Origin of the sequence: Pseudomonas sp. IT-P258, from assembly GCF_949767825.1 — a bacterium.
Classification (GTDB): domain Bacteria; phylum Pseudomonadota; class Gammaproteobacteria; order Pseudomonadales; family Pseudomonadaceae; genus Aquipseudomonas; species Aquipseudomonas monachiensis.
In genome coordinates this window covers 342,062-367,326 of record NZ_CATKPU010000076.1, presented here as the reverse complement: position 1 = coordinate 367,326, position 25,265 = coordinate 342,062, and the positions used below count along the sequence as shown (strand labels likewise).

Here is a 25,265-nt window from a genome sequence, read left to right as displayed (position 1 = left end):
GGGTTTCACAGAGGCCCTGACGTCCGCTTTGATCACCCAAAGGCCAACGGTGGCCGCAAACCGTAGATATTGTTGTTTTGGCGTTATTTGCACGGCACTCCGTATGCCGCAATTCAACGCCATTGGATGGATCCCCCTCCTCAAGAGGGGGGCGGTGTGAGCACGGCCTGTTCACGATGCTCTTAACGCACCGTGTAAATCCTTCCACCGTCCAACAGAGAACAACAAGCATGTTTTATGAAAACATCGACACCTCCTCCATCAACGACGAGGACCTGCCGTGGGTTCCGTTCGCACCTTACAGCGATGAAATCTTCATCAAATACATCAAGTGCGACCCGGTTCGCGGGGAAACCATCACCCTGCTCAAGGCCCCGGCCGGGTCTTCTCTGCCCAAGCACCATCACTCCGGCACGGTCATCGTTTACACCATCAAGGGTGGCTGGAAATACCTGGAGCACGACTGGATCTCAAAACCGGGCGGCGTGGTGTTCGAAACCGCAGGTTCCAGCCATACGCCGATCGTGCTGACTGAATATGGCGATGAACTGATCACCTTGAACATCACCCAGGGCGACCTGCTGTATTACGACGATAACAACAACGTCGTGGCCATCGAGAACTGGAAATCCAGCGTGGATCGTTACCTGGCGTTCTGTAAAGCCAATGATATCGAGCCCAAAGACATCACCAGTTTTGCGGTCTGAGCAGCTCTCCAATATCTCGGCCGTCCGGTGTTCGACCGGGCGGCTGCGTCGTTGCAATGAATAAAAAACGGAGACACTCATGTCCCAGAAGCTGCAACCCGCCGGACGTTTCACCCTGAAACTCTGCGCACTGTTGGCCAGCTCGGTCGCATCCGCACAAGACTCGCTGCCCTTCCCGCCGACGCCTTCGGCCAGTGACGCCAAACCGACGCTGCAAGAATCCAAGCACCAGAAACGTCAGCAGCAATCCCGGCTTCCTGCCGAGGCCCCCAATATCCTGGTGATCATGCTCGATGACGCCGGCTTCGCGCAGTCCGACACCGTCGGCGGCGCAGTCCATACGCCGACCCTGAGTCGAGTCGCCGACAGTGGTGTGCGCTACAACGCTTTTCATACCGCTGCCATCAGCTCCGCTACTCGCGCCGCATTGCTCACCGGACGCAACCATCACCGGGTTGGCAACGGCGTCATCGCAGAGCTGGCCACTGACTGGGAAGGCTACACCGGCAAGATCCCCAAAAGCTCGGCGACCATGGCCGAGGTGCTCAAGCAATATGGCTACAGCACCGCCGCGTTCGGCAAATGGCATAACACACCACCCCTGGATACCACGGCGGCCGGTCCTTTCGATACGTGGCCGACGGCCTACGGTTTTGAACATTTCTACGGTTTCCTGGCCGGCGAAACCTCTCAGTACGAACCGCGACTGTACCGCGACACAACGCCAATCGAACCGGCGCGAGATCCGAAATATCACCTCAGCGAAGACCTCGCCAATCAGGCCGTAAACTGGCTGCAAGACCATCAGACCTACGCACCGGCAAAACCGTTTTTCATGTATTGGACACCGGGTGCCGTACATGGTCCGCACCAGGTGAATGCGCAATGGGCCGATAAATACAAAGGCAAGTTCGACGGTGGCTGGGACGCCTATCGGGAGCAGACGTTCGCTCGCCAGAAAGCCCTGGGCTTTATCCCGCAGGACGCCGTCCTCACCCCACGCCCGGCGGAGCTCCCAGCCTGGGACAGCTTGTCTTCCGAACAGAAACAGTATCAGGCACGGTTGATGGAGGTGTATGCCGGCTTCCTGGAACATGCCGACACGCAGGCCGGCAAGATCCTCGACGAACTGGAGCGTGAAGGTAAGCGCGACAACACGCTGATCTTCTATGTCTTCAGCGACAACGGCGCTTCTTCCGAGGGGATGGAGGGCACGATTAATGAGTTGCTGGCCCAAAACGGGATTCCAGTTCCCAAAGAGCAGCAGTTGAAAGTCCTCGACGAGATGTATGGCGGCTTGTCCGCGCTCGGCGGTCCTAAACTTGAAAGCATGTACAACGCCGCGTGGGCCTGGGCAGGTTCAGGGCCATTCGTAGGCACTAAACTGGTCGCCGGCTACTTCGGTGGTACGCGCACGCCGCTGGCCGTTTCCTGGCCGAAACAGATCAAGGCCGACGCCCGGGTTCGCGCGCAATTTCACCATGTCAACGACATTGCCCCGACGGTCTACGACGTGCTGTCGATCACGCCACCCAAAGAGGTCAACGGTATCGCTCAGGACCCAATGGATGGCGTCAGCCTGCGCTACACCTTCAACGACGCTCAGGTGAAGTCGAAAAAACCGGTGCAATACTTCGAAGTCTTCGGCAGTCGCGGCGTCTACAAGGATGGCTGGATGGCCTCGGTCTTTGGCCCGCGCAAACCCTGGGTGCAAGGCTTTGCGCAGTTCATGGGCTGGAATCCGGCGAATGACCGATGGTCGCTCTACAACCTGCAAAACGACTACTCCCAGGCCAACGACTTAGCCGCGAGCAATCCGGAAAAACTTGCGGAGCTGAAGGCCGAGTTTGACGTGCAGGCCAAGGCTAACCATGTCTATCCGATTGGTGCCGGTCTCTACCCCTTCCTCGATCCGACTGCACGAATCTCCAGCAGCCAACGCGAATGGCATTTCAGTGATCGTGTCCAGCGCTTTCCAGAGTTTGCGGCTCCGAACCTGCGCAATCAGAACAGCAAAGTTGTCGTCGACGCCGAGGTTCCAGCTAACGCCACCGGCGTGTTGTATGCCTTGGGCGGAATCGGTGGCGGGGTCAGCCTGTACATGGATGACGGTTTCCTGAACTACGAGTACAACGCGCTGGCTATCTCTCGAGTGAAACTGCGTTCGGCCGAACGAGTACCCGCAGGCAAAGTCAGTATCGAAGTGCTAACGACCCTGTCGTCAGCCAAGCCCGGAGCGCCGGCCAATCTGAGCTTGCGACTTGACGGGCAGGAAGCCGCCAAAGGGGTGACACCGTTCACTCCGGCACTGACGTTCACCGCCAGCGAAACCTTCGACGTCGCTCAAGACCTCGGTTCCCCCGTCACCCTGGACTATTTCGAGCGTGCGCCCTTCGCATTCAATGGCAAGGTCAAGGATGTACACGTGACGTATTTGCCTTGACCCTCAATGCCGCCCGGATAACCGGGCGGCAGACTGATGACTCCCGGATCCTGCCCCCATGCCTACCCACGAATCCCCGCCCCAGGGCTTGCATCTCATGGCCAAACCCGTCGGGCCGATCTGCAACCTCGATTGCAGCTACTGTTTCTACCTCGAAAAAGAACAGCTTTACCCCCCTCGGGAACGCTTCAGCATGACCGACGAGGTACTGCGTCTGTATGTGCAGCGCTACATCGAGGCCCAGCCCACGCCTGAGGTCGAATTTACCTGGCAAGGCGGCGAACCGACGTTACTGGGGTTGGATTTTTTTCAACGAGCGGTCCTGTATCAACGCCAGTTCGCAGGGAACAAAGTCATTCGCAACACGCTGCAGACCAATGGCACGTTACTCAATGACGACTGGTGCGCGTTCCTCGCCCGTGAACGCTTCATGGTGGGGATCAGCCTCGATGGCCCGCGATTCGTTCACGACCTCTATCGCCCCGACAAGCGCGGACGCTCCAGTTTCGATGACGTGATGCACGGTCTCGAACTGCTCAAGCAGCATGACATCGACTTCAATGTGTTGGTTACCGTGGCGCGCGATGTCGCCAGATTTCCCTTGGAAATCTATCGATTCCTCAAGTCTGAGGGCGTTCGTCATATTCAGTTCAACCCCGTGGTGGAACGCAAGCCCAGCGCCTCACAGGTCAGTCTGGGTCTGCATTTCGCTATCCCGCCGGAATTGCGCTTGCACGTGGTGCCGGAGCCCGCGATGGTGACGGAGCAAACGGTCGCCCCCGAGGCCTATGGCGATTTTCTCATCACGATTTTTGACGAGTGGGTGCGCCAGGATGTCGGGGAGGTTCATGTCATGAACTTCGAATGGGCACTGGCCTCATGGTGCCAGCTGCCGGCCTCGGTGTGCCTGTTCAGCCCGCGCTGCGGCAAAGCGGCGATCGTGGAACACGATGGCAATGTCTACTCCTGCGATCACTACATGTATCCCGAGTATCTGCTGGGCAACCTGAAGACCGATGATCCTGCCGTGCTACTCGCCTCTGCTGCGCAACAAGCCTTTGGCGCCGCCAAGGAAGAGACACTGCCGACGTATTGCCAGCAGTGCGATTACCGCTTCGCCTGCCATGGCGAATGCCCGAAAAACCGCTTCATGAATGCGCCCAATGGCGAGCCGGGTCTGAACTACCTGTGTCCGAGCTACAAGAAATACTTTCGTCACCTGACGCCCTACATGAACGCCATGGCCCAACTGGTCAGCCACAACCAACCCGTGGCGTTGATCATGCAGGCCTTCGCCGGCCCGCTGATCGTGCCCCTGGATAAATAGCCTTTCAGCTCTGAAATCTGAAGTCGCGAAACTGTTCGCGAAGCTTCATTTTTTGCAATTTGCCGGTGGCGGTATGCGGCAGCGCTTCGACGAAGGCCACATCGTCCGGCAGCCACCATTTCGCCACGCGGCTTTGCAACACCGTCAGCAGATCGTCTTTGCTCGCGGTTCTACCAGGTTTGAGCACCACCACCAACAACGGCCGCTCCTGCCATTTGGGATGAGGGATGCCAATCACCGCCGCTTCGGCGACGGCCGGATGACTGACAGCGGCATTTTCCAGATCAATCGAGGATATCCACTCGCCACCCGACTTGATAACGTCCTTGGCGCGGTCGGTGATCTGCATGTAGCCGTCAGTGTCGATCGTTGCGATGTCACCGGTATCGAGCCAGCCCTCGCCATCAAGAATCTGCCCTCCCTCGCCGCCGTAATACTGGCTGGCGATCCATGGTCCCTTGACCAGTAGAAGACCGCTTGCCTTGCCGTCTCGCGGAAGTTCAGCGCCTTGCTCGTCGACAATCTTCATCGACACCCCAAACAACGCCCGCCCTTGTTTGGCCTGCAGGTCGAGCACTGCTTCCAGCGGAGCATCACGGTGTTTGGGCAGCGGATTGCAGATGGTGCCCAGCGGGGACATCTCGGTCATCCCCCAGGCATGCAAAACACGCGCATTGAAACGGGTTTCAAACGTATCGACCTGGCTGCGCGGCGCGGCGGCTCCGCCGATCACCACCCGGTTCAGGCACAGCTCTGTCGCCGGTTGCAAAGCCTTCGTCTCGACATGCTGTTGCAACATCATCCACACCGTCGGCACACCCAGCGCCAGGGTCACCTGTTCATCCCGCATCAGCGTGTAGAGGCTCTCGCCGTCAAGTGCGGCGCCCGGTAACACCAATTTTGCGCCACACATTGCGGCGGCATACGGCATACCCCAGGCATTGACGTGGAACATCGGCACGACCAACAACGCTGAATCCGCCGCCGATAGACCGAAACCATCCGAGGTACACAGCGCCAGCGAATGCAGGATCGAAGAACGGTGCGAATACAGCACACCCTTGGGATTGCCAGTGGTGCCCGAGGTGTAGCACATGGACGACGCCGTGCGCTCATCGAACTCAGGCCAGATGAAGTCATTGCTGTGCCCGGCGATCAGGTCTTCGTAGCACATCAAGCCAGGCACATCGATTGCCGGCATTTGCTCCCGCTCACACAGAGCGATGAACGCTTTGACTGTCTTCAGGCGCGGCGCGATCTGCTCGACCAACTCAGCGAACGACAGGTCGAAAAGCAGGTACTGATCCTCGGCGTGGTTGGCGATGAATTCGATCTGCTCGGCGAACAGCCGCGGGTTGATCGTATGCAGTACCGCGCCCATGCCCGACACACCGAAATACAATTCCATATGCCGGTAACCGTTCCAGGCCAAGGTGCCGATTCTGTCGCCAGGTTGTACACCCAACGCAACCAGCGCATTGGCCACTTGTTTAGCGCGTTCGCCGATGTCGGCGTAAGTGCAGTGATGCACCGCTCCATCTGCCATGCGCGAGGCAATTTCGGTGTGCGGATGCGCCTTCAGCGCATGTTCCAGAACGGAAGAAATCAACAGCGGTTGATCTTGCATCAAGCCCAGCATGGTTTTGTGTTCCTTTTATTCTTGTTTGATGTCGATGTTTCAGAAGCGGCAGAGACTCGCAGGTAGCCGAGCGGATAAAGCATGCAAGCAGCCGCTTCAAGGAGCACGACGGAGCAGGAAATACGACAGCGCCGGGATCAGCACCAAGGCGCCGACCATGTTCCAGATGAACATGAAGGTCAGCAGGATGCCCATGTCGGCCTGGAACTTGATCGGCGACCAGGCCCAGGTGATCACGCCCGCCGCCAGGGTGATGCCGACCAGCGCCACCACTTTGCCGGTGAACGCAACGGAATTTTTGTAGGCTTCGGTCAACGACAGACCGGCACGCTGCTGAGCCAACTGAACACTGAGCAGGTACAGCGCGTAATCGACACCGATGCCGACACCCAAGGCAATCACCGGCAAGGTCGCGACCTTCACGCCCATGCCCAGCCAGACCATCAACGCCTCGCAGAGAATCGACGTCAGCATCAACGGCACGACCGCCACCACCACCGCTCGCCAGCTGCGGAAGGTGATGAAGCACAGCACGATCACCGCGCCATACACGTAGAACAACATGGTGCGATTGGCGTCGCGCACGACGATATTGGTCGCCGCTTCGATCCCGGCGCTACCGGCGGCGAGCATGAACTGCCGATCGTCGTTGCTGTGTTCACGGGCGAACTGATCGGCCACTTTGACCACGTGATCGAGGGTTTCGGCCTTGTGGTCGGAGAGATAAGCGATCACCGGCATCATCGAACAGTCACTGTCGAACAGTTCCGGGTTGTTCACCGAGGCCTGCTGCGCGCCGTAGTTGAGCACGTTCTGGTTGCGCGCTACGGTCAGCATTTTCGGGTTGCCTTCATAGGAACCCGCCGTGATCTGGCGCACAGCGTTGACCAGCGACACGGTAGTCTGCACGCCCGGTTGCTGTTGCAGCAGCCAGCCGAGACGATCGGCTTCCACCAGGGTTTCGTACTTCAGGCAACCTTCGCTGGCTGTTTTGACCATGACCGCAAACTGGTCGCTGGACAGCGAATAGTTGGCAGTGATGTAGGCGTTGTCGCGGTTGTAACGTGAGTCGGCGCGCAGTTCGGGTGCGCCCGGATCGAGATCACCAATCTTCAACTGCGTGCTGACCATGAAGCCACCTGCCGCCAGCAACCCGGCCACCACCACCGCCACCGTCGCCCAGCGACGCTCGGTAAAGCGGTCAAGCAGGCTCCACACATTGCCCAGCCCTTTTCCATTCACCTCCTGCCGTTCCTGACGCAGGCTGCGCGCAGCCGCCTTGGGACTGACACCCCAATAAGACAGCAGCACTGGCAGCAGCACCAGGTTGGTGAAGATCAGCACCGCCACGCCAATGCTGGCGGTGACGGCCAGGTCCTGGATCACCGGAATGTCGATCAGCATCAGTACCGCAAAACCCACGGCATCGGCCAGCAATGCGGTCAGTCCGGCCAGGAACAGACGGCGGAAGGTGTAACGCGCGGCGACCAACTGATGGGTACCGCGTCCGACGTCCTGCATGATCCCGTTCATTTTCTGCGCACCGTGGGATACCCCGATGGCGAATACCAGAAACGGCACCAGAATCGAAAACGGGTCGAGTGCATAACCGAACAAGGTGATCAGGCCCAGTTGCCAGACCACCGCAACCACCGAGCACAGAATCACCAGCGCGGTGCTGCGCACGCAACGGGTAAAGCCAAAGATGATGGCAGTAGCGATCAGCGCTGCGGCGCCGAAGTACATCATGATCAGCATCAGGCCATCGATCAGATCGCCCACCAGTTTGGCGAAACCGATCACGCGGATCTTGATCGGGCCTTTGCCCTCTTCACCGGCGAGGTGTACCGCGCTACTGCCGGCAAACTCAAACTTGTTGCGTAGCTGCTCTTCAAGCATCCGCGAAAAATGGTGATAGTCGATTGCGGCGCCCGTGACCGGATCCTTCTCCAGCAGCGGCACCACAATCATGCTCGATTTGAAATTATTGCCGACAAGACTGCCGATGATGCCGGAACGGGCGATGTTCAAGCGCAGTTGCTCGACCCCACTGGCCGAGCCGTCGTAGGAGTCCGGCATGACCGGGCCACCACGGAAGCCCTCCTCCGTGACCTCGGTCCAGCGCACGGCAGGCGTCCACAATGACTTTATCCAGGCCCGGTCCACGCCCGGGGTCAGGAACAAGGTGTCATTAACCTGCTTGAGTACCTCCAGGTATTTCGGGTCGTAGATGTCGCCGTCGGTGTTTTCCACCACCACCCGAACCGTATTGCCCAGCCCGCGTAACGCCTGACGATTCTCAAGGTAGTTTTTGATGTACGGCTGACTCTGCGGAATCATCTTTTCGAAGCTGGCATTGAGCGTCAGCCCAGTGGCCGCGAAATAGCTCAGCAATACCGTCACGATCAGGCAGGTCAGCACCACCAGCAGGCGGTTGTTGAAAATCAGGCGTTCAAGGACATTGCCGGAGCGTGCATCGAAGCCCTTCAGCTCTCGGATCACCGGCATCGTATCGAGGTTGTAGTTACCCATGAAGTGGCTCGTCTCTTTTTATTATGTGGGATGTGGGCTCATTCGAAGGGCAACTGGCGCAAGCCCCGTGCGCCCGCGACCACCACGACGTCTGATGCGATGGCCTGCGCCGCAGCGGCGGGCCCCAGGCGGTCTTGTGGCTTTAGCGTGAAACTGGCGCCGTCGTCGGTGCTGACAAGCACATGCCCGGCCTGGCTGACCAGGATGATTCGGCCGTCGGCGGTGATCGTGCTCGCGGTGATGCTTGAGGACAGCCCCACTTCAACCTTGTCCCAGTTCACGCCGTGATCGACGCTGCGATAAACATTGCCCCGCAGGCCATAAACGAGCACCGAGCCCGGCTTGCCGGTGATGCCGAAATAGCTGCCGCCGTAGGGCGTCGGGAGGTTGATGAAGCGTTGCGTTGCCGGGTCCAGTTTCAATACCAGGCCTTGTTCGCCGACAATGAACAGGTCATCGCCGATTGCTCGTATCCCGTAGAAATTCAGTGCTCCCGGATTGTCGGTGCGATCCATCAACGGAACCCAGTTTCGGCCGCCGTCTTCAGTGCGGAAAATCAGATTGAACGCGCCGACGATATATCCGGTTTTATCATTGGCGAACCAAACGTCCAGAAAAGGTTTGTCAGCCCCTTCATCGACCATTCGTTGAGCCTCGGCCAATAACGCATCATTGGGCTGTTGCCCTTCTTGCTTCTGAAAATGTTCGAGCATGATCTGCCCCACCTGACGGCCATCGAGCTGACGCTTCCAGGTTTCACCCCTGTTGTCGCTGTGCAACACAATGCCATCGTGCCCGACCGCCCACCCCTGCGTCGGGCTCGGAAAATGCACGGCCACCAGATCGGAACTCACCGGCACTTCTGCCTGGTGCCAGCGGACGCCGTTGTCATCGGAATAAAAAATATGGCCGCGTTGGCCCACGGCGACCAGGCGCTGACCTGCACGGGTCAACCCGGTGAACACCCCGCCAATCGCCTTGTCACTCTGAATCGCGGGGCTCGACAGCACGTCGACAAAGTCAGCGGCGACGACGGATCTGGTGAATGGGGCAGCCAACGCCAAAATTAGCGCAGTGAGCGCAATCCATCTAAATGTATTCATGAGGTCTACTCGGCAAAAAAGCCGCCGAACAGTGCGATACACACTGTCGGCGACAAGAAAACACCTGCGTTATGGCTCAGCGAATACCCGTGCCGGCCAATGACTCAGGTGCCCATTGCGCTTTCGAAAGCGGGTCGATGTACTTGACGCCGCCGTACGGCCCGTAGATGCCGGTGATGTTGTAGCTGCCAGAGACCAGGTCATAAATCATGTGGTTATCGGAGTTCGGCGCCTGCACGTCATAGCTGTATGCCATGTGTGCAAAGGACCCGCGGTACAGCTTGCCGCTGGCGTCATATTCATCCGAAGCCAGGGCGATCCAGCTGTCTTCGTCGAGGTAGAAGGTGCGCTTGCTGTAGATGTGGCGTTTGCCCGGTTTCAGCGTGGCTTCGACCACCCACACGCGGTGCAACTCCCAGCGCATCAGGTCCGGATTGACGTGATGCGGCGTGGTGATATCCGCAGCAACCTTGTGATAGTTCAACTTGTACGTGTTGTAAGGAATGATCATTTCCTTCTTGCCGACGAGTTTGAAGTCGTAACGGTCCATTGCGCCGTTGAATACCCAGGCATCGTCATAGGTCGAAGCGCCGGCCGAGCCAGGGTTTGGCGTGTCGTAGGCGATATCCGGTGCGAGTTTCACGCGGCGCTGACCTGGCAGGTATTGCCAGCCACGACGCTCCATTTTCAGAGGGTTGACGGCATCCTGCACCAGGATGGCTTCGCCTGCGCGACGGGCCGGGGCCTGGTAGTAGAGTTTGGTCTTGAAGAACAGATCCGTTTCTTTCGCCGGGTCCATACGCTTGGGATCGTACAGCGGGTATTCCAGATAGGCATTGCCGGACGTGGCCAGAATTGCCCTCCCGGAACTGTCGACGTTCCAGGAGTCATATTTCAAATTGGTGGCATACCCCTGATACCGCAGCAAGTGGTTCCACATGGCCTCATAGCCATCTTTCGGGATCGGGAACGGAACGCCCGGCAACGCGTTCTCCAGTGCTACCCCGCCTTCGAGTGTTTTAGTGCCGACGGCGTTTTTTGCGGTGTTATCCAGCAACCGTTGAGGCAGCGCAACGCTGCGATGAGTCGGAAACACATCGACCCGGAACGTCGGGTAACGCTTGAGCAGTTCTTGCGTGGTTGCGGTCAGTTTGTCGGTGTATTGACTGACGTTTTTGCCATCGACGACAACGCGTGGCTTGTCTGCCTCATAAGGGTCCGGACGGAACGAACTACCCGGTTGAAAACTGGCCGGCGCCGTAGTGAGACCGCCGGTGTAGGGCGGAATGGTGTTGTCGGCATTGCCGGTCTTTTCAGCGCCGACGCCTGTCAGGCTGTTGCCGAGTCTGGCTGCTTCATCGGGGGACACGGCTGCGTGTGCCGCACCCGCGATGGCAACGGTCAAGGCAGTGAACAAAAGCGTATTGACGAACTTCATGGAGTGACTCCTGCTATCAAGCAAAGACTTCGATCAAATGGTCGTTTTGAAGGTCAAAGTGACCATGCCCCGATCCTTGAGCTGAGGCTGAGTACCGCCAAAAGCAGTGGTCTGCCCCGGTACGCAGTTGTATTGGCCGTTGGCCCCAGGTGCGGCACCCTCGCCCTGTACACCTGCACCACCGGCTGAGCCGCAGGTGTCGAACGGACCAAAGTTGTCCACGTACTTCAGGTCAAACCGGTACTGGTTGTGCACGTCCATGCCAACGCCCACCGAGTAACTGCCGGAGTCCTTGTTACCCCCGAGCTGAACCGACGAGTTGCCCGCAAGGCCGACGCTGTAGTTGGCCGGCAGGTACATATCGATGCCGGGGAACACCTGATACCAGGTCGGGTTGAAGTTGACGCCCAGGACGTAGTTGTCCTTGGTGACCTTGTCGACACCGCGATACCAGTCTTCGCCTTTGAACAGCTGCTTGTTCTCGGTGACGTCCAGCCAGCGGCTGTAGGCGACTTCAACCAGCAAGGTCGAACTGTCCCAGACCGGTGTCGCACCGAAAGTGGTCAAGCCGTTGAGCACCGCGTGCACGGTGTTGCCCCGGGCCACGCCGTTATCACCATCAAAGCTGCTGATGAAGCCAGGCAAACCGGCAGCACCGGCTACCGGATTGACCGTTGCCGGCACGCTGGCCAGCGGCATGTTGTGGCGATAGTTCAGGTCGAAACCGACGCTGACACCTTCGATGCTTTTCGACAGGCTGATGCCGTAGATATCGATGTCGTCGACATAGAACTGGTTGTAGCTGCCGGCATTGCCGGAGATCAGTTGCGCAGGGCCGACCGCCGTTGGCTGCAACACCAGGTTGGGCAGAATGTCGGAGGTTTTGCGGTAGTAGAAACCCAGCGTACCCTGCAGCCATTCCGGGCTCCACTTGGCCATCAGGCCAAAGTCACCCTGGTTGTCCGGGGTAAACGTATGCCCGTTGGACAGCCGTAAAAACTGGTTGGCACCCAGTGGGCCAGGTGTGCCGAACAGCGGGTTTCGGCCGCCGATCAACGACAGGTTGTGCCCGCCATTTTGAATGCCGTCGTTGAACCCCAGATAAGTGCCCGACTCCGGCAACCGCGCGGCGTCCCAGTCCAGGAAGTACTGCGCGGCGAGGGTCAGTTCCGGGTTGACCGTGAGGCTGGTGGACAACTGATTACGCGGAATGAACAGTTCTTTGGCTTCTGTTCCCGGGACCGCCAGCGACTTGGAAATATCCAGACCGGACTGGCCATAACTATTGCTATGGGCAAAGGCGAGGATGCTTTCACCCCAGTAAACGGTGTGCTTGCCGAGCTTGCCGCTGAGCAGTGACTCATCGCCGACTTCCGTGCTGCCAAACACGAAGGCATCAAGGATTTCCGAAGAAGGACCGTTGTAATACCGATCGGCGTAACCGCTTTGATGACGAGAGTCCGGCTTACCGTTGTTGAGCTGATTGGTCGAGGCGTTATCGCTGCCAATATCGTCGTAGGCGTGGTCGTACCAGGTGTTGGCGCTGACACGGAAACCGACTTTTTCTTTGTAAACCACGTCCAGTTCGGTCAGCACATCCAGTCGTTGAGAAACGGGACTGCCGGAGGAGAAGTTGCGATCCCCGTCATTGTTGTTCCACGAATTGGCCAACTTGCTGTTGGGGGCTTCCACGCGCTGGGCGTAGTTGAACTTCAGCGTGTTGTCGAAGCGAACCGCAAAGTCTTCATTCCCCGTGTTGATCTCCACAGCCCCTACGGGCGCGATGCCCAGGCCGGTGAGAATGGCGGAGGCCAACAACCCTTTGCGAAGGTTTGCATGGCAGATCTTATTATTTTTGTTCATCTAGCTTGCCACCTGCTCTATGGTTTACGAAAAGTCATGGGTTGAATCACGGCGTAGTGAGCCTCCTCTCAGGTGCGCTGCAAAAGGGTGACCGACACCGCCCGGCCCAGGGCGGTGCTATGTTGTAAAGCCGTGCGGGCACCAGCAATTTGCCTGCCGTCGGCCACGCCGCGCAGTTGCCAGACCAACTCGACCAGTTGCGCCAACCCGGTGGCACCCGGGGCGTGACCACGTCCCAGCAAGCCACCCGATGGGCACACCGCATTCATCTGTCCTTTCAGGCGGTGTCCTTGCTGCACGAATCGATCGATCTCGTCCTCCCGGCAAAAGCCCAGCGCGGCGCTATTGACCATGAAGTCGCCGACGCTTTGGTCGTGCAGTTCAACCACGTCGATGTCTTCCGCACCGAGGCCCGCCTGCTGATAGGCCAACTGCGCGACTCGCCGGGTGGTCGCCTGTCCGAGCACATCCAGCACGCAACCCGTTTCCTGCTCTGAAGCGCTGTCACTGCCCCTGACACTGGCCAACACGGTGACGTCCGCCCGAGCGCCGAAACGCAGGGCGAAGGCCGGGGTACAGAGCAGGATGGCCGCCGCACCGCAGGCGGGCGGGCACAGATAAGGCGGGAGCCAGCCGTCGCGATCCGGCACTCGGTTCAACACGGCGTAGGGATTGCGCCCGGCCTGGGCCCGTGCCCGCTCAAGCACTTGATCGAAGCTGCTTTGAGCAATGCCCATGCGTGTCAATAACCAACTGGTTTGGGCCGCGAACAGCAGCGCCGGTTGTTGTCGACGCTCGATAAAGCCGATGGGGTTCTCATCCTGCCTGAGCGTTGCCGACTCATCGCGAGCGAGATCTTTCAAACCGAAAAACTCACGATTGGAGATGTGTGCCGGCATGCACTCGACACCCACCAACAGGACACATTCAGCCTGGCCGCACAGCAGGCTATTGCGGGCCAGATGGAAAGCACTACTGGCCGACGCACAGCCATCGCCGAGGCTGAAAGTCGGCACCCCCGAGTAGCCAATCTGCGACAACATTTGCTCGGCGATACCGGCTTCTGCGTGTACGCAGGAAGTAAACACCTGGTCGACCAGGTCATAGTCGATCCGCGCATCGGCCAGCGCTGCACGAATAGCTTGCCCCGCCAATGCCGCATGACTGTCAGAGCCACCCAGCGGTAGAAACGGCACCATTGCTGCACCGGCGATCAGCACTTTTACAGACATAAACCTGCTCCCACTCACCGATACGTTGGTGCTTTTGTGGATTCAGACTATTGCGAAGTCGAAAAGCGTACCCCCCCATTGACTGGGGGGGTGGCTGGAAATCGGATTAGGGGGGGAGTTAAAGGATGATCCGAACGGATCACCTCGGGTGGTGAGTTCGCATCAGCTCGCTGTCTCGAGAATTCCCAGCATGTATGCGCGCGCGACTACATGCTGTCTTGTGCCGGCCTGGAATTTTCCAAACAGGTTTTTCAGGTGCCACTTCACGGTTTCCTCGCCGACATTCAGCGCCAGGGCGATTTGCTTGTTGGACAGGTTGCGAGCCAATAGCTGCAACACCTCGCGCTCCTTGGGCGTCAAGAGACGACTCGGGGACACGCTCAAGGGGGTGGATTCCGGTCGCGGAACAGGTGCGGGCGTAGAGGTCGCCGCAAGCAAATTGACGGTATCACGCTGGAGCGTCTGCTTCCATTTGATCAGGTCCGGATGGGTGTCCTGCACCACGCGTAACATACCGTTTTCTTGCGCGAGGCTGACAGCCTCCAGCAAATAGTCGGTGCCGCCCTGTCCGGTCGCCCGAAGTGCCAGCGCCCTGAGCAGCTTGATCTGCACGATGTCTCGCCCACGACGCAGGTATTCGGCTGTTTCGCCAACCCTGTCCAGCACCGCCAGCATCGCCTCCCAGTCACGTTGGGCCAGTAAGGCATAAGCGTTGGCTACCCCGGCCAGCAAGTCCAGCTCCGGACCCAGCAACCCTGCTCGCTCACGGGCAATAACCGGCGTGAAACTGTCCAGCCGGCGCCATAATGCCTGACAGGTATCGCTGCGTCCCTGCAAGGCATGCAGGCGTATTTGCTCTCCCAGGGAGGCAATGCAGAATCGTGGAATATTTCGCTCTTCTCCAAGGGCGAATAACGCCTCGAGCAGATCCTGCCCGCGATGCCCCTGCCCCTGAAGTGAGGCCAGTCGAGAGGCGGCGAGGAAACCCTGCACAATCGCATCGGGAGAGGCCAATCGCTCAACGATATCCAGCCTGTTCGCCAGCACCGTAGCGGTCTCCTGGACTTCCCCCTGTTCCAGCAACACCGTCGCCAGAGCGCTCGCTAACATGACCGCCACCGGACTGCGCCGACCGATGTCCCGTTCGGCATGCAACAGGCTGTCGTGCAACGCAGTACGCGCCGACACCATTCGACCCTCGTATAAATAGGCAAGACCGACCACCCACTCGCCATACCCGCGTATGGCATCAAGGCCAGTACTAGCCGCGTAACGCGGTGCTCGCTGAAGGATTCGTCGGGCTTTCTCCGGTTGTCCCTGCAACAGCGTCAGCCGGGCGATCTGGCTCGCGACAATCGCTTGCACCTTGATCGAGAATGAAGGCAATCGATCGACCCAAGGCATGATGAGTTCATGCGATTGATCCGGATGGTCCGCAAAGTAGGCGGCGGCGGCGGCGATGGCGGCCGCTTCACAACGTGTCGCCTCGTCGGCGGACGGATGCTGTTTAATGGCAGCAATCAATTGCGCGGCTTCTGCCTGACGCTCTCCCATGGCTAAAGTCCAGGCCGCCGCCAGGCAGATGCGCGGATGCGACAACACGTCAGCGGGACCAAGCTCCTCGACCCACTCCAGCACCCGACTGAACTGCCCTTGCAACATGACTTCGTACAGGCAATTGCCGATCAACGTATAGGCCGGTTGGGGCATGCCGGCCAACAGATATTGCCGGGCGGCCTGCTCCAGGAAACCGTGGTGCTCCAGCCACACAGCACCGCGCCGGTGATAACCCTGACGTTCCTCCAACGGCAAGTCGGCAAAACGACCGAGCAGAAATTCCCGCGCCAATGGATGGATGCGCACCCAGTCACTGTCGATGCTTTCAACAAAAATCGGTGTCGAGGCACATAACTCCTTCAGCAACTCACCCGAGCAAGCGTTGCCCGTCAGCGCCTCGCATAACAAGGGCTGGACCATTTCCAACACTGCAATGCCGGTCAGAAAGCGAACCTGCTCCTCCCGAAGATGTGCGAGTAAACTGTCGACGAAATAACGCTGGATATCACCCAGGCAAGTCGACAACTCTTCGACTGCCGCACTCCGATTCGGGCTCTTCTCCAACGCCGAAATCGCTAATTGCAGACCAAGCGGCCAGCCTTCGGTTATCTCGTGCAGTCGCACGCAGAGGTCGGCATCAACCCTTGTGCCGAAACGGTCATTGAGGATGGCGATCGCCTCTTCCACATTCAGTCGTAAAGCCGCAGTCATGATCGTCGTGAAAAGCCCTCTTGCCGCGAGGTCCGCCACCTGCAGATTCAACCGTGTGCGAGAGGCCATGATGATGCGCAAATTGGCCGGCGCGTTGTGCAGCAGGTACGTCAGGGAGTAACGGATCGTCAGCTCGGGCAGGGTATCCACTTCATCCAGAATCAATACGGTTTCGCTACCCAGATCGGCCACTTCCGCCAACCACTGCGTCAGCCCTTCCTGTTCGTCACGCCCCAGTCCCGCAATAGGTTCGAATGCGCGGGCAAACGATGGCCGACCGCTGCCAATTGCCATGGCAACTCCCAGCCCCTGGACAAAACGCGCACCATCATCCTGTGCATCCAGCGTCATCCAGGCCACCACGGCGCCGTGAGACAAACATTCACGACGCCATTGGGTCAGCAGAAAGGTTTTGCCGAAGCCTGCCGGCGCTTGAACGGCGATCACCACTTTGTCTGTCAGTTCCTGGGTCTGGATACCCAGGCGGTTTCGCATCCGTGCTGATTTCTGACTACGCGGCGGTGTGGTTTTGAGGATCAGTTGGGGTTCTATGCAATCCATTTCTTTCAGACCCTGGTGGTTGATAGACGCCTACCCAAGGAGCGTCTGAAGGTCGCTGGATACAGTTCCAAACGGTCGAACACTACCATGGAATGGTCCGGGGGTTTGAACCCCGGTGCAATCCAACGCAAGCCGCTTGCGTACTTTCGGTGCCGTGACCTGCTCGCCACGCAAAAGAATCCGCTACCTTCCAGCCAGGGCTCTGTATTCGGCCGGTGTACTGGCGTGCGCAACCTTGAACGCTGCCGTCAGGTGGCTCTGAGAACTGAAACCACACTCCAGTGCCACATGCAAAATAGGTAGATCGGTCTGCATGAGCAAATCACGTGCATGTTCCAGTCGTACATTCATCACATAGCGATGGGGCGGCATACCCATGGCGCGCTGAAACAGCCGTCGGAAATGAGCCGGGCTGACACCCGCCTGGCCAGCCAGCGTGCTGATCGACAGTTCCTGCCCCAGATGCTCGCGAATGAAGACCAGTACCGTATGCAGGCGCGCCAGATGAATATGCGGCGGATAAATACCTCTGCTCGCGTCAACTCGTAGCGCACGATACACCTGCTCAAGCATGACCATGGCCAATCTTGCCATGAACCCCTGATCAGCCCCTTTCCCAAGACTTAGCTCATCCATCAATTGCCGGGCCGCCGCGCTCACCAAACCATCACTGACGGGCAATGGCGCCTGCGCGCCAGCGCATAGCTCACGCAATTGTCGAAACACGCCATCAGTGCGCTCGGGCAGATAAAAAACCGCGAAATCAATGCTGCCGGAATAGTGCCATTGAGTGGCACAACCTGCAGGCAGCAGCATTGACAAGCGGGGCATCGATGTTGAGCGCAACTCGCCCCCTGCCCCCTCATCCGCCCGCGAGCCACCGAACTGGGTCAGCAGGGCCATGAAGTCAACGGGCGGGACGGATAAATCAGTCGTATGCAAGAAATAGCGCTCCGCATACAAGGGGATTTCACTGCACACCAGGCCGCCCAGCAAGGGCAATCCCAGTGTTTCATGGACCTGTTGCTGCGGATTCATGGGCATCTCGGGATGAGCATATTTTGACAAATATGACCGCTTTTCAGGTGAGTTGTCGATGTCGGGAAGAACAATAATCACCCGAATTTCCGCCGTTCGCATAAGTGCGGGGCAGATCGATCACAACTCCAGGCGAGGCCTTCACAATGATCACATTGCACGAAACCCTGCGATTGCCTGCCGTCGGTCTGACTGGCTTTGAAACGCCGCTGACCGAAGAAGAGCGCGCCATACAGCAGACGGTGCATCAGTTTGCCAAACACGTACTACGCCCCATCGGCCGGGAGCTCGACAAAATGAGTGCCGCCGACGTGTGCGCACCAGACTCGCCATTCTGGTCGGTGTTTCAAGAGGCGGCCAAGCTCGGTATCGAGCCAGCTTTCTTCTCTCAGTTCGAACCCCAGACCGCCGTTCGTCTTGAGTCACTGATCGGCGAGGAAATGGGGTGGGGCGATGCCGGCCTGGGGATTTCCCTGGTTGTCTGCGGTGCTCCCTTGCAAATGGCCATGGCCGCCGGCAATCAAGAGCTCGTAGAGCTCTGCACGGGCAAGATCGGCTGCTGGATGGTGACTCACCCGGACAAAGGCAGCGATCTCATGATCTACGACATGAAGCGCGAATGGCCGCCCGGGCAGGAAGGCAATAAGGGCAGCCTCTGCGCCAAAGTCGGCAAGGACGAGATCGTTATCAATGGCCAATGTTCGGCCTGGGTTTCAAACGGTGCCGTGGCGCAAGTCGCGCTGGCTCACATGACCGCTGACTATGGTGACGGCTACTTCGATGCCGATGGCAGACCCCACGGCGTAGCTGTGATCATCCCGCTCGACCTGCCCGGTATTTCACGCGGCAAGCCGCTGGACAAAATCGGTCAGCGCGCCCTGCCACAGGGCGAAATCTATTTCAGCAACGTGAAAATACCACGCCGCTTTGCCGTCGCCCTGAAAGATCAATATTACGGCAACCAATCCTCGGCCTGGTCCTACGCCGGTACGCACATGTCGCAGGTGTTCACCGGCGTCGCCCGCTCGGCCTTCGAAATGGCTTTGCAGTATTGCCATGAACGCAAACAGGGCGGCCAATTGCTGATCGACCATCAGCTCACACGCTACCGCCTGGGCGACATGATGCGCCGCGTTGAACTGGCGCGCGGCGTCGCTCGGCGGTCACTGGCCTATGCGCGTTTGTCACCGTGCGCTCACCCCTACGCGACAGCTTCAGCAAAGGTAACGGTCACCCAAGAGTGCATGAAGGTTGCCAGCGAGGCACTGCAGCTATTCGGTGGCGCGGGCACCTCACGCGAATACCCGATCGAAAAAATCTTCCGCGATGCCCGCTCTGCACTGATCGAGGATGGTGAGAACACCATCATCACGATGCGTGTTGGCCTCCTGTGCCAACAGCTCTATGCCGAAGGCTGGTCACAGAATTGATGCTTGCAGCTACCCAAAACCCGAAAAACAAGAGACGCAAAAAATGGCTAAATTCCCCGTAGTTGTCTATGGCGCCAGTGGTTACACCGGCATGCTGACCATGGACTGGCTGATCGACCAGAACATCCCCTTCACCGCTGTGGCGCGCGATGCCAAGCGCGCGCAGGAAATGATGGCGCAACGTGTGGTACGCCTGGAGTCCGCGACCTATGAAATCATCGAGGCCGAGCACAACGTCGAGTCGCTGAGCGCCGCCTTCAAGGGGGCCAAAGTGGTCTGCAACACCGTTGGCCCCTTCGTCAACTTCGGTCTGACCACCGTCGAGGCCGCGCTCAAGGCCGGCTGCCACCACATAGATACCACCGGCGAGCAAAGCTACGTCCGTCAGGTTCGCGAGCAATTTGGCGAGCTCTATCGTCAGGCTGGCCTGCTGGTTTCGCCATCGCTGTCCTACATGTTCAGCTTCTCCGAGATCGCCGCCGAACTGGCGCTGGAAACCCCCGGCATCGACGTGCTGGAAACCGCCGCCCTGTGCCGCGGCCCGCGTGATGTCGCCGGGGTCAGCCTGGGCTCGGCGGCCTCGATTTTCGAATTATTCCACCGGGAGCAGTTCTACCTGTGGGAAAACAAGCTGGTGCAGCACCCCGCCACCGCTTCGTTCAACATTGTCGACCCCAACTTCATGCAGCCGGTTTTCTGCCTGCCTTGGGGGGGAACCTCGCTGCCAATTTACTTCGAGCATGATCCGCGCGTGCGCGCCTGCACCTCCGCGGTCGGTTTCTACGACAACAATGTGATGCCAATGGTGCATGGCCTGAGCCAGAAGTGGGAAGCGGAATACAAGCACTTGTCCAAGGAGCAGCAGGACGCGGTGGTGAAGAGCCTGGTAGAGGCCACCACGCCGAGCATGCCGCCCCGCGAACGCACCACCTTGCAACGCAGCGTCGACATCGCTATCGGCCGCGGTCACCTGTCCGCCGTGCGCGCTACCGTGCATGGCGTCACACCCTATATTTCCACCGGTGCCCTACAGGCCGCGGCGGCGATCAGGCTGCTCGACGACGACACCAACAAGGTCGGCTTCGCTTCCGGTTCCAAGGCTTTTGGACACCGCTATCTGCTCGGTTTCCTGGAAGAGCGCGGCCTGGCCCGTGCCACCGTTACCAAACTCTGATTACCGGCACAGGAACCATTTATGGCCATCATCGATTTTTACGATCGCGGCTGGGGCATCAACCCTGCCGGGGTCGCCTACATCCAGGGCGAGCGCTCCTACACCTTCAACGAAATCGGCGAGCTCTCGTGTCGCATCGCCAACAAGTTGCTCGCACTGGGCTTGCCGAAGGAAACCAAGGGTGCCGTCTGGTCAGGTAACGACGTCACCGCCTGGGCCTGCACACTGGGTCTATGGCGCGCCAACATGACCTGGATTCCAGTCAATGCGCGCAATTCCAGCGAAGAGAATCACTACCTCCTCGACGCATTCGACTGCGAGGTGATGTTCTACCAGAACGATTTCGCGCAAATCATCGCCGAGCTACGGTCCAGGCTGCCTAAGATCAAACACTGGATCTGTATCGATGCCGACGCTGTCGATGCACCTTCGTTGGAGCTATGGAGTGCCGGCCAGCCGGCGAACCGTCCCGAAGTCGCTTATGACATGGACGACGTGGTGGCGGTCTCACCCACTGGTGGCACTACGGGCACGCCAAAGGGCGTGATGAACACCCACCGCAGCGTGCAGACGTTCATCGCCCACTTCATGCTGACCTGTGCTTATCGCGATGGTGAAAAGCCGGTGAATATGGCCGCCGCACCGATGACCCACACTGCCGGCCTGTTGTCCGTACCCTGCACGGCGCAAGGTGGCACTGTAGTGGTCATTACCAAACCCGATCCGGCATTGATGTTGAACGCCATTGCGCAGCACAGGGTCAGCGAGCTCTTTCTGCCGCCAACGGTGATCTACAGGCTGTTGGAAATTCCCGGCATCGAGAAGCTGGACTTCTCCTCGGTGAAGTACCTGATGTACGGCGCGGCTCCTATGTCGGTAGACAAGCTGAAGAAAGCTATCGAGATTTTCGGCCCGGTCATGACCGGCGGCTATGGTCAGACCGAAGCACCGGCCAGCATCGCCAACTTTCGTCCTGACGAGCATCTGGTGGACGGCCAATTCGCCGACGACGAACGCCTGTCCTCGGTCGGCCGCCCTAACCCGCTGGTCCGCGTCGAAGTGATGAGCGACACCCACCAGATCCTGCCGCGCGGTGAAACCGGTGAAATATGCGTGCGCGGCGACCTGATCATGAAGGGTTACTACAAGCAGCCGGAGAAGACCGCCGAGACCATCGTCGACGGTTGGCTGCATACCGGCGACATCGGCCATATCGATGCCGAAGGCTATCTGCACCTCACCGATCGCAAAAAGGACATGATCATTTCCGGCGGTTTCAACGTCTATCCCAGCCAGGTCGAGCAAGTGCTGTGGGGACATCCGGCGGTTCAGGACTGTGCCGTGATTGGCGTGCCCGATGAAAAATGGGGCGAGGCCGTCAAGGCCGTGGTCGAGCTCAACCCAGGCCAGGAAACCACCGAGCAGGAGCTTATCGAGCTGTGCAAAGCCAGGCTGGGCAGCGTGATGGCACCGAAGTCGGTCGACTTCACGACCAGCCTGCCACGTAGTCCGGTGGGCAAGGTGCTGAAAAAAGAACTGCGTCAGCCGTATTGGAAAAACTCGGCCCGCAAGATCTGACACAACCGCGGATCTCAGGCCCGTCGAACGACCCGATCGGGAAAAAAATCGAGTCGATTTCAACCTCGGCGTGCACGTGGCCGAGATACGCCTGCCTGAACCTGGTAACGACCAGCAACTTCAGTAATCCGATGCCCAGGCGCACCCAACGTCAACCACGCCGTGGGGTGCGAACTGGACACTGACCCACTGAATATAAGGAATTTTCCATGAGCAATATCTATATCGCCGGCATCGCCATGACCGTCTTCGGTCGCCACATCGAACGCAGCCTCGACGACTTGGCACGCGAGGCTTTCCAGGGCGCATTGAAGGACGCCCACTGCACTGCCGCCGATCTCGATATCGCGTTTTATGCCGGCATGACCAATGGCCCATTGCAAGGCCAGCTCTCGATCCCGGGTCAGGTCGTGTTCAGCAAGATCGGTATTGAAGGCATTCCTATCTATAACATCGAGAATGCCTGCGCTTCGGGTAGCTCAGCCTTCAATTTGGCCGTGCAAAGTCTCAAGGCCGGTACGGCCAGTATCGCGCTGGCGTTGGGTGCGGAAAAGATGAACATCCCGGATAAACTGAAGGCCCTCTCGCTGTTCGAGGCTGGTTGGGACGTATCTCGCGCCGAAGAGAATTATCAGACGCTGGTAAAAATGGGCGAAGGTGTAGTGCCGCCCGCCGGCTCGGAATCGGACAAGCCTTACAGTAAGTTCATGGCCATCTATGCCGCATTGTGCCGCCAGCATATGAAAACCTACGGCACCACGCAGCGACAGATCGCAGCGGTGTCGGCAAAAAACCACACTCACTCGGTCCATAACCCCTACTCGCAATTTCGCAAAGCCTTCGGTATCGACGAAATCCTTGCCGCCCCTCCGATCACCTACCCGCTCACCCTGCCAATGTGCGCGCCGCTGTCGGACGGTGCAGCAGCAGCCATCCTGTGCACCGAGGAAGGACTCGCACGCATCGGTGCCGACAGAAGCCGCTGCATCAAGATAGCGGCCAGCGTCATCCGTAGCTTCAGCCATCGCCGGCTCGATCAGCCGGAACTGAACGTCGGTCACCTGGCAGCTAACCAGGCCTATGAACAGGCGGGCCTGGGGCCGCAAGACATGCATGTCGCCGAAGTCCATGACGCCTCGGCGATGGGCGAAATCATTCAGGTCGAAAACCTGGGCCTGGTCCCGTTCGGTCAGGGCGGACCTGCGGCTGAACGTGGCGAATTCACGCTGGGCGGGCGCATCCCGGTCAATACCTCAGGTGGCCTGGAATCGAAAGGCCATCCACTCGGCGCTACCGGGATCGGACAACTCTACGAACTTGTGACGCAACTGCGCGGAGAGGCTGGTGCACGCCAGGTATATGGCGCACGCCATGCAATCCAGGAGAACGGTGGCGGTTTGCAGGGTATCGAGGAGGCAGCCGTCGCGATCCACATTCTCAGCAAATAGTTCTTGTCAGAAAAATTTGTAGTGGCCAAACCAATCAAAACAAGAAGGATAAAAACATGTTCCAAAACAAAGTAGTCGTCATCACCGGCGCAGGATCAGGCATTGGTCGGGAGTTGGCTATCCAGATGGTGGAAGCTGGCGCGCATGTCGCCCTGTCGGACATCAACCAGGTGGGTCTCGACAAAACCATGAAGCTATTGCCTGACGCCAGCAAAGCGAAAGGTTACCTCCTGGACGTATCGTCCTGGGACGCCTTCCAGGCCCACGCCGACGAGGTAAAGCGAGATTTTGGCACGGCGCACTTCGTCATCAATAACGCAGGTGCCGCAGTCATCGGGACAGTTGCCAACACCTCCATCGATGAGTACGAGTGGCAACTCGGTATCAACCTGTGGGGCGTGCTGTACGGTACCAAAGCGTTCCTGCCGATGATGCAGGCCCAGCGAGAAGGCTGCATCGTCAACATTTCCAGCGTATTTGGCCTGGTGGGTTTCCCGATGCAAAGCGCTTACAACATGTCGAAGTTCGCCGTACGGGGTCTCACCGAAGCGCTTTGGTCGGAACTTGAGGACAGCGGCGTGCGCGCCGTGTGTGTGCACCCCGGAGGAATTCGAACCAATATCGAGAAGTCCGGACGACGTTGTAAGGCCGCCGGCAAAACAGAAGAAAGGTTCACGGCACTGGCAGACAAGATGCTGCTGACGCCAGCGGCGGATTGTGCCAGCGACATCATCAAGGGGCTGCGCAAAGGAACCAAGCGCATTATCACAGGGAACAAGTCGAGCACCTTGTTCTGGATAAGCAGGCTGTTCCCCAATAGCTATCCGGCATTACTCAAGCTGCTTGGCTGAGGCCCGGAAGTTACAAGATGTCTCAGCGCGACGAGACGCGTCACCACCTCTCAGGAACAATTCCATGACCGACAGTTATACCCGCAAGCTGTTTATTTCTGCCGCTTGTTTCAACGTACTCGCGGGTCTTCCATTACTTGTGGCCCTGCGACCCGTAGCTGCACTGTTGGGGCTGCAAATTACCCCCACCTCAACCCTCTTCATTCAACTCACCACGTGCCTGGTTATCATATTCGGCTGGGCCTATTGGATGATCGCTCGCGATCCGCTGCAGTATCGTCCCTATATCCTGCTCGGGATTATCCTGAAAGTACTGTTTGTTGTGGTGGTCTATGGTCACTGGCTGGCGGGCAGCATCCCCTGGCCATTGCCAGTAGCGGCATCGGGTGACATCGTCTATGCATTACTGTTCTGGCGTTATTTCCAGCGCGCTGCGCGTTGAACTACGTCGTGCTGACCGTCGGTGCTGCTGGAGCATCAAGGATTGAGCCAGGAAAATTCGAACGCACCCAGCAACCAGGCCGGCCGGTAGGCCGCCTCGGTTGCTGTTGCGGGACACGCCCCTCGTGAGGCCGGGCGGCGTTCCGTTTTTACAAGTGACCCGCCGTAAGGGCGCAACCCTGAGCGGCGGTT

The 25,265-nt window shown here is 58.7% G+C and carries 17 protein-coding genes; 9 read left to right on the top strand and 8 right to left on the bottom strand.

What is annotated here, in order from left to right:
- The first annotated feature begins 230 nt into the window (after positions 1 to 230).
- From ACM6G4_RS24265 to ACM6G4_RS24255, 3 genes are all read left to right on the top strand, one after another.
- Complete coding sequence (locus ACM6G4_RS24265) at positions 231 to 707, top strand: 2,4'-dihydroxyacetophenone dioxygenase family protein (RefSeq protein ID WP_056723163.1); 477 nt, start codon at positions 231 to 233, stop codon at positions 705 to 707.
- 79 nt (positions 708 to 786) lie between these two features.
- Entirely contained in the window at positions 787 to 3,150 is a 2,364-nt protein-coding gene (locus ACM6G4_RS24260; RefSeq protein ID WP_414914776.1) for an arylsulfatase, read from the top strand.
- Positions 3,151 to 3,208: 58 nt separating this feature from the next.
- Positions 3,209 to 4,477, top strand: a complete 1,269-nt coding sequence (locus ACM6G4_RS24255; protein ID WP_056723167.1) for an anaerobic sulfatase maturase — start codon at positions 3,209 to 3,211, stop codon at positions 4,475 to 4,477.
- 4 nt (positions 4,478 to 4,481) lie between these two features.
- Here the strand turns inward: ACM6G4_RS24255 and ACM6G4_RS24250 are convergent, their stop codons facing one another.
- From ACM6G4_RS24250 to ACM6G4_RS24215, 8 genes are all read right to left on the bottom strand, one after another.
- Complete coding sequence (locus tag ACM6G4_RS24250) at positions 4,482 to 6,116, bottom strand: 3-(methylthio)propionyl-CoA ligase (RefSeq protein ID WP_414914775.1); 1,635 nt, start codon at positions 6,114 to 6,116, stop codon at positions 4,482 to 4,484.
- Between the two features lie 96 nt (positions 6,117 to 6,212).
- Positions 6,213 to 8,648 carry an efflux RND transporter permease subunit gene (locus ACM6G4_RS24245; protein ID WP_056723171.1) on the bottom strand — a complete coding sequence of 812 codons (2,436 nt, stop codon included), beginning with the start codon at positions 8,646 to 8,648 and terminating at the stop codon, positions 6,213 to 6,215.
- Positions 8,649 to 8,686: 38 nt separating this feature from the next.
- Complete coding sequence (locus ACM6G4_RS24240) at positions 8,687 to 9,751, bottom strand: WD40/YVTN/BNR-like repeat-containing protein (protein ID WP_056723173.1); 1,065 nt, start codon at positions 9,749 to 9,751, stop codon at positions 8,687 to 8,689.
- A gap of 76 nt (positions 9,752 to 9,827) precedes the next feature.
- Positions 9,828 to 11,189 (bottom strand): DUF1329 domain-containing protein, encoded by a 1,362-nt coding sequence (locus ACM6G4_RS24235; protein WP_056723175.1) that lies wholly within the window; start codon positions 11,187 to 11,189, stop codon positions 9,828 to 9,830.
- 33 nt (positions 11,190 to 11,222) lie between these two features.
- The gene (locus ACM6G4_RS24230) at positions 11,223 to 13,052 is read right to left on the bottom strand and encodes a DUF1302 domain-containing protein (RefSeq protein ID WP_223541029.1); all 1,830 of its coding nucleotides are present in this window, start codon (positions 13,050 to 13,052) and stop codon (positions 11,223 to 11,225) included.
- 68 nt (positions 13,053 to 13,120) lie between these two features.
- Positions 13,121 to 14,284 carry a thiolase C-terminal domain-containing protein gene (locus ACM6G4_RS24225; protein WP_056723178.1) on the bottom strand — a complete coding sequence of 388 codons (1,164 nt, stop codon included), beginning with the start codon at positions 14,282 to 14,284 and terminating at the stop codon, positions 13,121 to 13,123.
- A 162-nt stretch (positions 14,285 to 14,446) separates the two neighbouring features.
- The gene (locus ACM6G4_RS24220; RefSeq protein ID WP_223541028.1) at positions 14,447 to 17,113 is read right to left on the bottom strand and encodes a LuxR C-terminal-related transcriptional regulator; all 2,667 of its coding nucleotides are present in this window, start codon (positions 17,111 to 17,113) and stop codon (positions 14,447 to 14,449) included.
- A 183-nt stretch (positions 17,114 to 17,296) separates the two neighbouring features.
- Complete coding sequence (locus tag ACM6G4_RS24215) at positions 17,297 to 18,232, bottom strand: helix-turn-helix domain-containing protein (RefSeq protein WP_414914774.1); 936 nt, start codon at positions 18,230 to 18,232, stop codon at positions 17,297 to 17,299.
- A 65-nt stretch (positions 18,233 to 18,297) separates the two neighbouring features.
- Between ACM6G4_RS24215 and ACM6G4_RS24210 the strand changes: the two genes are divergently transcribed.
- From ACM6G4_RS24210 to ACM6G4_RS24185, 6 genes are all read left to right on the top strand, one after another.
- The gene (locus ACM6G4_RS24210) at positions 18,298 to 19,581 is read left to right on the top strand and encodes an acyl-CoA dehydrogenase family protein (protein ID WP_414914773.1); all 1,284 of its coding nucleotides are present in this window, start codon (positions 18,298 to 18,300) and stop codon (positions 19,579 to 19,581) included.
- Positions 19,582 to 19,624: 43 nt separating this feature from the next.
- On the top strand, positions 19,625 to 20,755 hold the full coding sequence (locus ACM6G4_RS24205) for a saccharopine dehydrogenase family protein (protein WP_056723185.1): 1,131 nt from the start codon (positions 19,625 to 19,627) through the stop codon (positions 20,753 to 20,755).
- 21 nt (positions 20,756 to 20,776) lie between these two features.
- Positions 20,777 to 22,333: an AMP-binding protein gene (locus tag ACM6G4_RS24200; RefSeq protein WP_414914772.1), complete on the top strand. Its 1,557-nt coding sequence runs from the start codon at positions 20,777 to 20,779 to the stop codon at positions 22,331 to 22,333.
- A gap of 209 nt (positions 22,334 to 22,542) precedes the next feature.
- Entirely contained in the window at positions 22,543 to 23,781 is a 1,239-nt protein-coding gene (locus ACM6G4_RS24195; protein WP_056723188.1) for a thiolase family protein, read from the top strand.
- Positions 23,782 to 23,837: 56 nt separating this feature from the next.
- Positions 23,838 to 24,632 (top strand): SDR family NAD(P)-dependent oxidoreductase, encoded by a 795-nt coding sequence (locus ACM6G4_RS24190; protein ID WP_056723190.1) that lies wholly within the window; start codon positions 23,838 to 23,840, stop codon positions 24,630 to 24,632.
- Between the two features lie 64 nt (positions 24,633 to 24,696).
- The gene (locus ACM6G4_RS24185) at positions 24,697 to 25,074 is read left to right on the top strand and encodes a hypothetical protein (protein ID WP_056723191.1); all 378 of its coding nucleotides are present in this window, start codon (positions 24,697 to 24,699) and stop codon (positions 25,072 to 25,074) included.
- The last annotated feature ends 191 nt before the right edge of the window (positions 25,075 to 25,265 follow it).